This window comes from Salinispora mooreana, from assembly GCF_000379065.1.
GTDB classification, from domain to species: Bacteria; Actinomycetota; Actinomycetes; order Mycobacteriales; family Micromonosporaceae; genus Micromonospora; species Micromonospora mooreana.
In genome coordinates this window covers 1,473,394-1,486,749 of sequence record NZ_KB900614.1, presented here as the reverse complement: position 1 = coordinate 1,486,749, position 13,356 = coordinate 1,473,394, and the positions used below count along the sequence as shown (strand labels likewise).

Below are 13,356 nucleotides of genomic sequence, written 5' to 3'. Positions count from 1 at the left end.
TCAGTGGTCGTACGCGATGAGGGAGCGCATGACGGGTTGGCCGGTGGTCCAGTTGTGCCAGATCGCGGCGGTCATCGCGAGGATGCGTTGTGCGACGCGTACGAGTACGCCGGTGGCGGTACGGCCGCCGTGTCTTTCGAGGTCGAGTTGACCTTTGAGGGTCTGGTTGACGGACTCGATGTTCTGCCGCACAGCGCGCAGCAGAGGCCGTCCGGGGCGTGGCTTCTCGGTGCGGTAGGCGGGGCGGATCAATGGTGACGCCCGCGTTCGGTCAGCTGTCGTTCGGTGGCAGCGTCGCGGTAGCCCTTGTCCACGACCAGGGTCAGCCCGTCGGGATGGGTCAACAGGCCGGTGTCCAGGTCGAACAGGTCCATGAGTGCTTCGCGTTCGTCGGTCTTGGCGGGTGGCCAGGGCGAATGCCACGGGCAGTCCGTGCACGGTGGTGACCAGGTTGCAGAGCAGGCCCAGGAAGCGACGTGAGTGCGAGGCGCAGTAGCCGTAGGTGGCCACCCCGGCCAGATCAGAGCGTTTGACGGTCTCGCGGGAGCGTCCGCACTCCACCGGGGTGGAGTCGGCGATGCGCACCGGGTGCTGCCACAGGTCGGTGTCCAGGGCCAGAACCGGATCAGTGGGGGTGATCTGCGTGCCGAGTGTCCGCAGCCGCTTGTTGTACCGGGCTGTTTCGGGATGTAGGGGAACAGGTGGGTCAGGTTCATGCGGGCCGTGACGGAATTCCAGCGGCTTCCTGTGGTAGCCGAGCAGGGCTTGCAACACCGACAGGGTGATCAGTTCGGCGTCGGGTGATCTTCGGGGCGATCCCGATTGCGGGTTCGCCAGCGGGTGAGCTGGGGCGACGACTTCAACACGTCGTCGATCTTCACGTACAGTGCGGTGGCGAGGGGTGTCCCGATCGACGTGCACGTGGCCTCCATGGTCATCGTTGCTCAGCAACGTCGATCATGGACGCCCTCGCCTCTCTTCGCTGTCCCCGTACCCCTTGGAATAGATCGTCTAGGCCGCTCAGGCACGGGGGCACCAGCTGCAACGGTTACATGCTCGATCCGCGAAGACCTGCGACGAGCACCACCGCATGGACTCCACATACGAGGACACCTCCCGGCCATCGAGGCGACATCTACACCGCCCCCACCGTCGCGGCCCTGCAGCGCGCCAATGGCCCCGGGCCGAGACTCGGCCGAGTTCGGCGACGCTACCCGGCCGTGATCCGGCTCTGGCGCGAGCCCCGATACGACATCGAGTTGACCGGTCCGGTCGGACCACGAGAAACCAGTTGGCAGAGCAAGACCCCGGACGCCTCGACACCGACGCGAACGCCGTCGAACGGGACACTCTGACGCCGCTGCCCACAGGGGCACCGCACATCTGGTCAGGCGCTGCGCTCGCGGCAAGGCAACCCCGCGTGATGGTCACTTTCAGCAGACCGGGATGCCACCCTTGCCGGTGCGCTTCCGCTGCACAGCGCCAAGACCGCCGCACGCCACACCATGCGACCCCGCGAGCAGCATGAAACTACTCCGTTCGCTGCGTGCAGCGCCCAGCAAACCGAGCCACTGGCACAGACGCTACGCGACCAGATCGCGGGTAGCGAGGGCACGATCTCCAAGCCGTACCGCGCCTTTGCTCTGCGGATGCGCGCTACAACGGCCCGCCATAACCCGAGTGCAGACATCCTCTCGCCACCGCCGGTTCAACCTCACCCCGCATGGACGCCTGAATCGCCGGCAAACGCTGGGCCGACCCCGCGGGTCTTCTGGCCACACTCGCCACCGGCTGATCAACAAATGCGCCAGCGTGAGTTCCGAGCAGGGTCGCGATGAAGGTCCTCTTCCTCGGACGTCCAACAGAAAAGCAAGAGTGGGAGCATCACCGGCCGTGGTCTACGTTTGGGCCAAGGTCCCTCAACGCCCTGATCTCGCCTACGGCGACCGGAGATCACCATCTAACACTCGATGCACGACCGGCTCAAGGCAGTGGACCTGCTCACTGCGGGTGACGAGCAACGTACCGACTCGACCATGTGCTTGGCGCAATCCGCAGCAGCCTGGAACGCCTCGAGCTAAGGCGTGTTTCATAAGTCTTAGTTGCCGGTGAAGGTCACGGCGTGGTCGGTGATCGATTGCTGACGAAGGTCTCCGGTAGGACGGTTCAGCGACCAAGCTCGAACGTCATACCGGAAGACCTCGTGGCTACCTTAGCGGTGACGAGGCGCCAACGACCCTACCGACGCTCAGTGGCAGCAAGCTCGCCGTACTGCTGCCCGGCCGCGTCGTTGAAGGGTCGGCCGCCGAAGTGGGACAAACGGCAGCTCATTAACCGGATCAAGGTGGACGGATCCGGATCGGGTCGCCCTGGCGGTGACGTGCCGGCCGAGTACGGACCCTGGCAGACGATCTACCGGCCTGTTCCGTCCGCTGGCTAGCGCGGACGGGCACCTGTGGACATAGATCCTGGGCCGCCTCGCAGGGCCGCCGGCGATGCGCAAGTGCCGATCACTCGATGGCTGGTCAGCGTGGACTCAGATGACCAGCCGGCGCCCACAAAACGTCCGCCGGCGAATCGTGCAGACGCCAACCTGCAAAAGAGCCACGCCGGTGGATGTTGCAAACGACGAACCCGCCAGACACCTCCCTCGGACGATCCCGGCGGCGAGTCTGAAGTAACCAAGACCGCATCCTGGCCTGTGCGAGCAGGGACAGAAGGTCCTGTCGATGGTCAGTGACAGCCGGGGCATCGTGGTGACAGTCCGCAGTTCATCCCGGTCCTGCCGCCGTATTCGAAGGTGACCCTCTCTCGGGGTGGGGGACGGCCCCGCACCACCCCGACCTCGGCCTGGCCGACAAGGCCCTACACAAGCCACGGGTAACCGCGTCTACCTACGCAAACGCGGCATTCAAGGCATCCATCCCCAGCCAAGAAAAGACCCAAGACGTCCACCGCAAAGCCAAGGGCAGCCGCGGCGGACGCCCACCGAAGTTCGACCCCGACCTCTACCGGATGCGACACGCCGTCGAGAACGGCATCGCCCGACTCAAGCGCCACCGCGGCGTAGCCACCCGCTACGACAAGTTGGCTGTCCGGTTCCAGGCCGTCCTGACCATCACCATCATCTGCGAATGGCTCTGACCGGACTTATGAAACACGCCTTAGTCGGTGAGACGCTACGCGGGGCGCTGGAGGCCATCGCCGCAACCGCCCCGGACTGGCTGCGCTCCGTAGCACCCGGCGACTGGTTCACCCGTTACGGTCCGCGGGTTGACGCCTACCGGCTGCCCAAGGCCGAATCCGAACGTCTCGAACTCGCCCTGCGCGTCGGCGCCGATGGTGTCATGGTGCTGGAACGGGCAGGGCGTGCCGACGCGCCGGTGTTCGTCAAGTCGCTACCGGCGGTGGACAGGCTGTGGGCGATCTGGGTCCAGCAGTACTACCGCGACTCTGACGGCGTGCACTGGCGCACGCGCGAAAACCATGGCCGTCCACCCGGCGCGATCGCGATCACCTCACCGTATGACCTCGACGCACGCTACAGCGTCAAACGGGGCACCAGCTGGAACGGTTACAAGGTCCAGATCTGTGAGACCTGCGACGATGACCTCCCGCACTTGATCACCTACGTGGACACCGTGCCGGCCACCGAGGCCGACATCGACACCACCGCACGCGTGCATGAGTCCCTGACCAAGCGCGGCCTGGCCCCGGCCGAGCACTTGGCCGACTCCGCCTACGTCACCGCCGACGCGATCCTCGACGCGCGGGATCGATACGACATCGAGTTGACCGGTCCGGTCGGCCACGGAAACCAGTGGCAGAGCAAGAACCCCGACGCCTTCGACACCGACGCGTTCGCCGTCGACTGGGACACTCTGACCGCCGCCTGCCCACAGGGACACCGCAACATCTGGTCAGGCGCTGCGCTCGACCGGCACGGCAAACCCCGCGTGATGTTCACCTTCAGCATGACCGACTGCACACCCTGCCCGGTGCGCTCCCGCTGCACACGCGCCAAGACCGCCGCCCGCACCATCACCCTGCGACCCCGCGAGCAGCATGAACTACTCCGTTCGCTGCGTGCAGACCAGCAAACCGAGCACTGGCACAGACGCTACGCGACCAGATCAGGTATCGAGGGCACGATCTCCCAAGCCGTACGCGCCTTCGGTCTACGAAGATGCCGCTACAACGGACACGCCAAAACCCGCGTGCAGAACATCCTCATCGCCACCGCGGTCAACCTCACCCGCATGGACGCCTGACTGGCCGGCAAACCGCTGGGCCGCACCCGCGGGTCCCACCTGGCCACACTCGCCACCGCATAATCAACACAATTCGCCAGCGGAGTCCGAGCAGGCCGCGATGAAGGTCCTCTACCTCGTCGTCCAACAGAAACGCAAGAGTGGGAGCATCACCGGCCGGGTCTACGGTTGGGCCAAGGCCCTCAACGCCCTGATCCTCGCCTACGGCGACCGGATCACCATCTAACAACCTCGATCACACCCAACGGCCAAACACGGAAAACGCCACAGTCCCACGACAGAAGGCATCGCAGAAAGCAGTGACATCGACGTATCGCAGTCGGGTGCGGGGTGGTGGATGAGGGCGCCGTTTCACCTTCCCGACCCCGACATCAAGATCAAATATTTGGCGGGCTGGGACAGCTACCCAAGCGAGGGGCCTTGGCCCGTATCCGGTAGTTGCCGGCACGTTGTACTTCGGGGTGCCGACCATCTGGACCGGTCGGGTAGCTGGGGTGGTCGGCTCGCCGGTTACCAGGGAGAATGGATCAGGAATCAAGAAGCCTCGGGGTTTGGGCGGCCGTTAGCGTAGCGCTATGAACATCACCATTCACTCGAGCTTTCTGCCACACGAGAATGCGGACGCATCGATTACCTTCTACCGGGAGGTCCTGGGCTTCGAGATTCGAAACGATGTCGGTTACGACGGGATGCGGTGGGTCACGGTGGGCCCGGTCGGCCAGCCGCAGACCTCGATCGTGCTCCAACCACCGGCGGCCGATCCCGGGATCACCGACGACGAGCGGCGCACGATCGAGGAGATGATGGCGAAGGGTACGTACGCCGGCGTCCTTCTTGCCGCCTCCGACCTCGACGAGGTGTTCGAGCGGGTGCAGGCCAGCGGAGCCGAGGTGGTGCAGGAGCCGATCGATCAGGACTACGGGGTCCGGGACTGCGCCTTCCGTGATCCGGCCGGCAACCTGATCCGGATCCAGCAGGCGGGTTGAGCTCCGCACGGAAAGCCCCTCGCCGGACGAGATCGACTCCCTTTTGTCGGTAGTGATCGCTGCCGGTGGCCGGGTCGTGGCCACGGCCGCGAAATCCGGGTCGGGAGTCTACGCCGGCTACGTCACCGATCCGGGCGGCTTTTTGTGGCGGGTGAGCTCCGGGTAGTGGTCGGGACTCGACCATGCCAGCCACCGCGGACACGAGTCCGCCGCCCCGAGGTGTGGCCGACGGACTCGTCGAGCGTGCCGGTCAGCCGGCTGCCGGAGCTGGCAGCGGATGCGCGTCGCCGCTCAAAGGCGGCATTCGTTCGGGACAGCGAGGCGCTTCCGACTGTGCGTGGCGGCGCCACACTGTCCAGTATCATCCGGCGTACCCGAACCGTACCGGCGAGTCGGCGGCGAACGGCTGGACGGGGCCGTGGAGGCTCTGCAGAATACCTGCGTGCGTGCTCGGCAACCGAACCCGGACGATGTCCGATTCCGCCTGCGCCATCTCGCGCGGCTGCGGCAGGTACGGGACCGCATCGACCGGGAGTACGCGCAGCCGCTGGACGTGCCGGCGTTAGCCCGCGGGGTGAACATGTCAGCCGGGCATCTCAGTCGTGAATTTCGCCTCGCCTACGGTGAGTCGCCGTACGCCTACCTGATGACCCGGCGGGTGGAGCGGGCGATGGCGCTGCTGCGACGGGGCGACATGACCGTGACGGAGGTCTGTTTCGCGGTCGGGTCCTCCTCGCTGGGGACATTCAGTATGCGGTTCACCGAACTTGTGGGCGTGCCTCCCAGCACCTACCGACGGGTGGCGTCGGGGGCGACGGCGGGCATGCCGTCGTGCGTGTCGAGGCAGGTGACTCGGCCGGTGCGGAGTCGACAGACAGGGGCGGGGGAGCGGCAGCCGGCCTGAGACCGGGACGACCCGAGCCCGGCCTGAGCGCTGTCTGCTCTCCGCCAGCCAGACTTCGGCCGCGTAGCCATCGGTCGGCTGGAAGTCCTTGTTTGCCGGCCTCCGGTCGAGCGGTGGCTGGACGCTGGCACCACCGACTCGCTGCGCCTGGCCGGCGGAGCCGGCGCGGTGCGGGAGATCCAGGTCTGGTTGGTCATGCGGACGGAACGGACCGGTCGGGCGAGAAGAGATTGAACAGGGCCGCCGTCAGCGCGATGGCGAAGAGCCCGACGATGACCAGAATTGGCATGCGGAAGGCGGTCAGCCAGTCGCCGGTCCGGTCCAGGCTCGCGAAGAGAACCGTGCCGACGAGGCCAACGCCCAGACCGCCACCGAAGGCCTGCCCGGTCTCGAGCATGCCGCCAGCACTTCCGCCCTCGGTCCGCGGCACGGGGGAGAGGGCTACGGTCAGGTTCGGGGCGATCACCAAGCCACCGGCCACCCCCGAGGTGATCAGTCCGCCGCCCAACCCGGCCAGGAGCAGCGGCAGGGTGGCCGCGTGCGGGGAGTCCGGGCCGGGGAGAAAGACGTCGGCGACGAGCAGTGCGATGAGCCCGGCCGCTGCGAGAAGCAGCCCCGATACCACCAGTGGTCGGCCCAGCCGCCCCGCCTTGGAGCCGGCGATCACCGAACTGATGGCGGCGCCCAGCGCCAGTGGGGTGAGCGCGACACCGGTCACCAACTCGTCATGCCCGAGCCCGTGTTGTAGATATTCCGACATGAGGTAGTAGATGCCGTCGTAGCCAGCGGTGTAGAAGACGGCGATGACTATTCCCGCCGAGAACGACCGGAACCGGAACAGCCTCATGTCGAACATCGGCACACCGCGGCGGGCGTATCGCTTTTCCCAGCGCACGAACCCCACCAGTACCGCCACCCCTGTGGCTAGGAGCGTCCAGGTCAACCACTCCGGCAACTGTTCACCCTGGGTCAGCCAGACCAAGCCCAGCCCGACGATCAACAGGACGGCCCCCACCAGGTCCATCCGTGGCCGGTGGGCCCGCTCCGCGACCGGGAAGAACCGCCACCCGAGGATCGCGATGACGATCCCGACCGGCACATTGACCAGGAAAGCCCACCGCCAGCCCCACTCGGCGCCCCCGACCGCGACCAGTCCGCCGCCGAGCACCGGACCGACTACCCGGGCGACGTTGATCCCCGCGGAGACCGCTCCGAACGGTAGCCCCCGCTCCCGGGCGGTAAACATTCGTTGAATGGTTCCGAACACCTGGGCGAGTGCCAGCCCGACGCCCATGCCCTGTACCAGGCGGGCGGCGATCAGCCACGCCTCATGCGATGCGAGAGCCGCGGCTCCGCTCGCCACGACGAACGCCGTCACGCCGGCCACGAAGATGTTGCGCCGGCCGTGTACGTCACCGAATCGACCCGCGGGCACCAGCACCAGGCCAATCGCCAGGTAGAACGCCGAGACCAGCCACTGTTGGGTGCTCGAATCCAACCCGAGCGTGGTACGGATCGTCGGCATCGCGATCACCACCAGGGCGATGTTGAGCCCCGTGATGAAAGTCATCAACGTGCTCACCACGACTACCGGCTTCCGCGGCACCGGACGACCCGATCCCGTCCGAAGTGGCTGCTCCTCCTGCTGATGCTTATCGGTCACGACAGGGCCGCCGGGCAGGCTACGAGAACGGTCATGTACCCACTAACGATCTGCGGTGAGCTTGGCAGTGTGGAAAGGAGCGATCCTGGCCTGAGAGGGTGGTTCGGAAGCGTATGTCCGGACTGGGTTTGACCGCTCATTAGGGGCCTTGGTGGTCGGGGTTACGTCGACGGTGGGGTCAGGGTGAACAGTCCGGCCTCGGGTTCGGTGAGGATCTGGCGGGTGACGAGGCGTTTGAGCTTGGCGCGGAGGTTCTCGGTGTCCTTCGCGGTGGTGCCGGTGCCCAGGGCCTGGCAGATGTCCTTGGCGCGCATCGGTGTGGTGGCGGTGTGGAACACGGTGAGGATCTGTTGGTAGGCGGGGCTGGCGATGGTCGGGTCAGCGGGTGGTGCCGCGTCGAGTGGGTCGCCGAGGCTCAGGAGCGTTTTGCGGGTGATGGCGAGTTCGGTGACTTCGGTCTCGGCCGTGGTGAGCTGTTCGTTGAGGGTGGCGATTTGGGCGCGGAGCCGTTCGACGGTGAGGCCGGCGGCGGTTTCGCGTTCGGTGAGCAGGGTCAGTAGCGACGGCGGGGTCACCGCTGCTGGCCTGTGTCGCGCCAGGACGTGGTGGCGGTGCCGGTGAGCCGGCGGATGAGGTTCGCTGTGGAGGCCCACCAGGTGCGGGACACCGCGGAGGCGGGTCGGCTCTCGTACTCGCGGACCAGGCGGCGGTGCAGCATCAGGGTGCCGTGGGTCTGCTCCACCACCCACCGGCGTTTCACCGGCACGAACCCGGCCGTCGTGTCGGACCGAAGGACCTGCTCGACGTCGATATTTCGGATGGCGCCGTGGATCTGCACGTCGTCTTTGAACCCGGCATCGACCCACGCCTTGGTAACCGTCGGGGNGTGCGCTACCACGTTGTCCAGCAGTTTCACACCGATCGTGTTGTCGGTGACCGACGCGGCGGTGACCACCACCGCGATGATCAACCCGAGGGCGTCGACCGCGAGGCCTCGCTTGCGCCCCGGGACCTTCTTCGCCGCGTCCTTGCCGGTCGTGGCGGCCGGGACGTGGTTGGCCGCCCGGATCGACTGGGTGTCCAGCGCCACCGCGGTCGGATCCTCCCGGCGGCCGGCCCGCTCCCGCGCCTGACAGCGCAGCAGATCGTGGATCACCTGGTCGGTGCCATCATCACGCCACAGGGCGAAGTAGTAGTAGGTGGCCGACTTCGGCGGCAGGTCGTGTGGCAGGTANGCCCACTGACACCCGGTCCGGTTCTGGTAGAAGATCGCGTTCACGATCTCCCGCAACTCGTAGCGGCCCTGATGCCCCGACACCGACGGATGCCGGTCCTTCCACGCCTGCAGAAACGGCCCGACCACCGCCCACTGATCATCGGTCAGGTCACTCGGATACGCCGCACGTCCATTCATGATCAGCCCAACGCGGCCGGGCCTCCCCGGTTACGACTACGGCTCACATTCACATGCCAACCCAAACCTCTAAGGGACGAAAGCTACCGAACCACCCTCTCAGCACTCCGGCAATCTGCCACATCGCTGCGACTCTCCGCAGCCCTGGGGAACGGCCCCCGTTTACCCCCCGAAAACCCCTGCCAACGGTCGACCAGTGACGACAAGTGATGATCGTCTTGCCAGGTTGTTTGTGCAGCTCAACGCTAGATTCTGACGATCGATGACGATGCCGGGACCACAGGGTTCGAGGAGCGTAGGTCGACGGTTCGATCCCGTCAGGCGGCTCAAAGTGGTGCCCTGACCAGCAGGAAGGCTGGTCAGGGCATGCCGACGCGGTCCGCGACGACGTACGCCGTGTCGTCGTCGACCGGCTCGGCGACCCCGACGGCGTCCTGGTCGTCGATGACACCGGTGACCTGAAGTCGGCCCGGCCCGTTTCGGTCAAGACATCGGTGGTCAGGAGAATCTGTCGGTAGGTGTTGTCGCGGTACTTGGTCTTGTCCAGTACCACTGATCGGAGCCGCGAGCGCGCAGCCATCGGATCCGCTGGGGCAGCAGAACCATCGCGATCTCGAATAGGAACCCTCAGTTCGTCACAACAGTCACCGTGCCGATCGTGATCCGGTGGTCGGAGCAGGAGCCCGCCGGGTAGTTGGGGGTCGCCGGGATGCCGGTACAGCTGGTCGAGATGCTGAGCGAGTCACCGCGGTACCCACCGACGATCTTGTCCTCCCGCACGAACGTCAGGTCGATCTTGGCCAACGGCTTAGAGCTTGCGCAGGGCGGCGTGGCACCGGGGGTGCCGGTCGCTGTCCACTCACCATAGCCAATGCAGTTGCCGCTGTCATTGTCGTCGAGTTCCCGATAGTGCCCCTTGTTGCCGCCGTTGTTCACGGTGTTCAAGGTGGTGGAGTACCAATTGTTGAGACGGCCGTAGTGCGGCTGGGCGTTGAAATCGCCGGCAATGATTACGGTGTCACCGGCAGCGTAGTAGGTCTCCATCTGATCCAGCACGTAGTTCAACTGGTTGACATTGTTGGGCAGCCCGTTCGAGCCGGCGGCACCGCTGGTCGTGATGTGGGTGGTACAGAAGCGGACCCGGGGCGCGCTGACAAGGTTGTCGCAGAGTAGGGTGCGCCGCTCGTTGGAGCCGTCGGACGGCAGGGTGAACTTGCGCGCGAATCCCAGCGGCTGCCGGCTGAAGATCGCGTTGCCGAAGTCCTCATTGCCGTTGCAGATGCCGGCCGTTGGGCCACGGCTCGTCGCGAACCGGGAGTAGTTCGTCGTGTCCACGGGCCAGCCGGCTGATTTTAGCCCGGCCTGAATCGCCTTGTACTGGCCCCAGCACAGCTCATTGAAGGCGACAAAGTCCGCGCTGCGGTTGACGATCGACGAGACGGCGCCACTCACCATGCCGTCGGTCGTCGAGCCGTGGTGCATTGTGTTACCGGCGACGTTCCACTGCCAAGTGTTGTACGTAGTGGTCGTGCTGGCGACAGCGGACGCGCTAGGCGCCAGGGCGAAGCCAGCGGCCACGGTGCCCGCCAAAAATGCTGAGACTAGTGATTTCTTGAGGTTGGACAATCTGACTCCTTGGGGGCTTTACCTCGAAGCGATCGTGCGGGAAGTGAGCGCTCATCGTACTTTATGGGCCGAAGCCCGCTGTCCCTGAGACAGGGCCGTTCGCTTTACAGTCCCTCCGGTTAGTCCCGAGCCGGTCGCGGCGAGGATAGTGTCGGCGCCGTGCTAGTGTCCCGCGCCAGAAATTCGTTGAATAACTGTAGGATTGGTGGGTGGCGCGTAGAGGTCGGCCGGTGGCCGTGGTGACGTTGACCGATGAGGAACGCGCGACGTTGGTGCGTTGGTCACGGCGGGCCACGTCGTCGCAGGCCCTGGCTCAGCGGTGTCGGATCGTGTTGGGCTGCGCGGAAGGCAAGTCCAATCAGGATGTTGCCGCGGAGCTGGGGATCTGGCCGCAGACGGTGGGCAAGTGGCGTAACCGGTTCGTGGCCCGCCGGTTGGAGGGCCTGGTTGACNAGCCCCGGCCGGGCGCACCACGCACGATCGGTGATGAGCAGGTCGAGCAGGTCGTGGCCGCTACCTTGGAGCGCACACCGACCGACGCCACGCACTGGTCGCGGGCGTCGATGGCGGCCGAGTCCGGGCTGTCGCGCTCGACGGTGGGCCGGATCTGGAAGGCCTTCGGCCTTCAGCCCCACCGGGTAGAGACGTTCAAGCTGTCGAACGACCCGCAGTTCATCGACAAGGTCCGTGACGTGGTCGGGCTGTATCTGGACCCGCCGGAGCGTGCGCTGGTGCTGTGCGTGGACGAGAAGTCCCAGATTCAGGCCCTCGACAGATCGGCGCCGGTGCTGCCGATGATGCCCGGCCTNCCNGAGCGGCGCACCCACGACNACGTCCGGCACGGCATCACCACCCTGTTCGCCGCGCTCGACGTGGCCACCGGCCAGGTGATCACCTCAGTGCATCGCCGACATCGGGCTGTGGAGTTCAAGAAGTTCCTGGCGAAGCTGGACACCGAAGTCCCCGCCGACCTCGACGTACACCTGATCTGCGACAACTACAGCACCCACAAGCACCCCACCGTGAAGCGTTGGCTCGCCGCGCATCCCCGGTTCCACATGCACTTCACCCCCACCTACTCGTCCTGGCTCAACCAGGTCGAACGGTGGTTCGGGCTGCTGACCGACAAACGACTACGCCGCGCCGCGCACACCTCCCTACGGGCTCTGGAGAACGACCTACGCGCCTGGACCGCAGTATGGAACGACGACCCCAAACCGTTCATCTGGACCAAGACCGCCGACGAGATCCTCGACCGGCTCACCTCATATCTTCAACGAATTCCTGGCGCGGGACACTAGGCCAGGTGGTGAGCACCGATCCGGCCTGGGAGGTCGCTGCCGACATGTGCGCGTCGAGTTGGGTGGGTCATCGATGGAGGTAGGCGGCTGCCAGCCGACAGCTTTCGACGTTGCACCAGCGCGCGGCGCCCGAATGAGTGTTGTCATGGTCGCTCAGGACCTGGTTGGCTAGAGTGCGGTGGTGCCATTCGGTCCGGTACAGACGGTCAAGGAGGATGTGCCACTCGACATCGCTGTCGTCGGGGCCGTTCAAGACGCACTGCCCGGCCGGGACGACATCTTGATGGCTGACCACGCCGACCACGGATCGTTGCCGGATAGCCGCGGAACCATCGACCTGTCGAGTTCACCAGGAGGTTCTCGACGTCGGAGCTGAACGCGGATTCCGTCGCTGTTGGCGGCTGATGATCGTGTTTGCTCAGCGAGGTACGCATATGAGCCGACTAGTTCCGTCTGGATCGCCGTCTTGAGGCCGAAGACCGGGTTGAGGAAGACGAGGGCATCGGCTGACGCCTCCACGTCCGACGGCCGCTCCACCTTCCAGGCGCCATCGGCGGTCCAGACTCGGAACCAGTACGGTCGATCGAGGGCGAGATGCCGCCGGAAGAGGGCACTTCCGGTAGCTGGGTAGTCAACCCTAGGGAAGGCGCGGAGATGCCCAACCTCCTCCCGTGTAAGGCGAGGCTGATCCTGTGCGCGGCAGTCGATGCGACCGCGCCACCCGCCGAATTCGGCATCGACGTAAGCGAGAGCTGCCTTCCAAGTGCAACTATTGACATCTTTGATAATTACCGATGCTTGTGTATCGCACTGAACAAGTGACAGTTCCACGCATCGCCGGTGTTTGTGAAGCCGTAGGCCGGGCACACCGTGGACTACTTCGCCCGATGCGGCATAGGGCCAGAGCTGGAATAGGAGTGGCCCCAAAGCTCGCTCGGTCAGAGTCACTTCGGTTGCCGAGTAATTGGTCCCCGGCGATATGGAGCGAAAGATGGGAGCCTCACGCAGGCTCGCTGGTGGATAGCAATGCAAGTGGTCCACTGCACGGCTAGCTGCGAGGAGCAGGGCGGCCTCGAGTTCCTGCTGCGCCGTGTTGACTGCATCCGGGAAGACTGCCTGCATAACGTGCTTCGGGCACGCTTCGCCAAGGCGAGAGGTCAGGAACCGTGCTGGCGCGGTCCGGAGAGCACG

General features: G+C 65.6%; 10 protein-coding genes and 2 pseudogenes. 7 read left to right on the top strand and 5 right to left on the bottom strand.

Annotated features, from left to right (window positions below; genetic code table 11):
* Positions 1 to 921: pseudogene (locus SALPAC6_RS31385) on the bottom strand (IS982 family transposase).
* 2,094 nt (positions 922 to 3,015) lie between these two features.
* On the opposite strand from SALPAC6_RS31385, the gene SALPAC6_RS31170 reads away from it, so the two are divergent.
* From SALPAC6_RS31170 to SALPAC6_RS0107095, 6 genes and pseudogenes are all read left to right on the top strand, one after another.
* Positions 3,016 to 3,144 (top strand): transposase, encoded by a 129-nt coding sequence (locus SALPAC6_RS31170; RefSeq protein ID WP_018252735.1) that lies wholly within the window; start codon positions 3,016 to 3,018, stop codon positions 3,142 to 3,144.
* Positions 3,135 to 4,271, top strand: a complete 1,137-nt coding sequence (locus SALPAC6_RS25465) for a transposase (RefSeq protein WP_109746852.1) — start codon at positions 3,135 to 3,137, stop codon at positions 4,269 to 4,271. The genes SALPAC6_RS31170 and SALPAC6_RS25465 overlap by 10 nt, the downstream gene beginning before the upstream one ends.
* A gap of 100 nt (positions 4,272 to 4,371) precedes the next feature.
* Complete coding sequence (locus SALPAC6_RS30695) at positions 4,372 to 4,497, top strand: hypothetical protein (protein WP_018252733.1); 126 nt, start codon at positions 4,372 to 4,374, stop codon at positions 4,495 to 4,497.
* Positions 4,498 to 4,846: 349 nt separating this feature from the next.
* Complete coding sequence (locus SALPAC6_RS0107105) at positions 4,847 to 5,257, top strand: VOC family protein (protein ID WP_018252732.1); 411 nt, start codon at positions 4,847 to 4,849, stop codon at positions 5,255 to 5,257.
* A 10-nt stretch (positions 5,258 to 5,267) separates the two neighbouring features.
* Positions 5,268 to 5,423: pseudogene (locus tag SALPAC6_RS29985) on the top strand (VOC family protein); the annotation flags it as partial.
* Positions 5,424 to 5,699: 276 nt separating this feature from the next.
* Positions 5,700 to 6,161, top strand: a complete 462-nt coding sequence (locus tag SALPAC6_RS0107095) for a helix-turn-helix transcriptional regulator (protein ID WP_026189391.1) — start codon at positions 5,700 to 5,702, stop codon at positions 6,159 to 6,161.
* A 193-nt stretch (positions 6,162 to 6,354) separates the two neighbouring features.
* Here the strand turns inward: SALPAC6_RS0107095 and SALPAC6_RS0107090 are convergent, their stop codons facing one another.
* The 4 genes from SALPAC6_RS0107090 to SALPAC6_RS0107075 all read right to left on the bottom strand — a co-directional run bounded on the left by SALPAC6_RS0107090 (position 6,355) and on the right by SALPAC6_RS0107075 (position 10,816).
* Positions 6,355 to 7,731, bottom strand: a complete 1,377-nt coding sequence (locus SALPAC6_RS0107090; protein ID WP_397539899.1) for an MFS transporter — start codon at positions 7,729 to 7,731, stop codon at positions 6,355 to 6,357.
* A gap of 254 nt (positions 7,732 to 7,985) precedes the next feature.
* Positions 7,986 to 8,399 carry a hypothetical protein gene (locus SALPAC6_RS0107085; protein WP_018252728.1) on the bottom strand — a complete coding sequence of 138 codons (414 nt, stop codon included), beginning with the start codon at positions 8,397 to 8,399 and terminating at the stop codon, positions 7,986 to 7,988.
* Positions 8,396 to 9,238, bottom strand: coding sequence for an IS5 family transposase (locus tag SALPAC6_RS0107080; protein WP_018252727.1), 843 nt, complete (start codon positions 9,236 to 9,238; stop codon positions 8,396 to 8,398). Before SALPAC6_RS0107080 ends, SALPAC6_RS0107085 begins: the two co-directional genes overlap by 4 nt.
* Before the next feature lie 627 nt (positions 9,239 to 9,865).
* Positions 9,866 to 10,816: an endonuclease/exonuclease/phosphatase family protein gene (locus tag SALPAC6_RS0107075; protein ID WP_026189389.1), complete on the bottom strand. Its 951-nt coding sequence runs from the start codon at positions 10,814 to 10,816 to the stop codon at positions 9,866 to 9,868.
* 257 nt (positions 10,817 to 11,073) lie between these two features.
* On the opposite strand from SALPAC6_RS0107075, the gene SALPAC6_RS0107070 reads away from it, so the two are divergent.
* Positions 11,074 to 12,165 carry an IS630 family transposase gene (locus SALPAC6_RS0107070; protein ID WP_026189388.1) on the top strand — a complete coding sequence of 364 codons (1,092 nt, stop codon included), beginning with the start codon at positions 11,074 to 11,076 and terminating at the stop codon, positions 12,163 to 12,165.
* The last annotated feature ends 1,191 nt before the right edge of the window (positions 12,166 to 13,356 follow it).

Excerpts from the sequence above, each read along its gene's own strand:
- SALPAC6_RS31170 (WP_018252735.1), top strand. The coding sequence starts at position 3,016 with ATGCGACACGCCGTCGAGAACGGCATCGCCCGACTCAAGCGCCACCGC.
- SALPAC6_RS25465 (WP_109746852.1), top strand. The coding sequence starts at position 3,135 with ATGGCTCTGACCGGACTTATGAAACACGCCTTAGTCGGTGAGACGCTA.
- SALPAC6_RS30695 (WP_018252733.1), top strand. The coding sequence starts at position 4,372 with ATGAAGGTCCTCTACCTCGTCGTCCAACAGAAACGCAAGAGTGGGAGC.
- SALPAC6_RS0107105 (WP_018252732.1), top strand. The coding sequence starts at position 4,847 with ATGAACATCACCATTCACTCGAGCTTTCTGCCACACGAGAATGCGGAC.
- SALPAC6_RS0107090 (WP_397539899.1), bottom strand. The coding sequence starts at position 7,731 with ATGACTTTCATCACGGGGCTCAACATCGCCCTGGTGGTGATCGCGATG.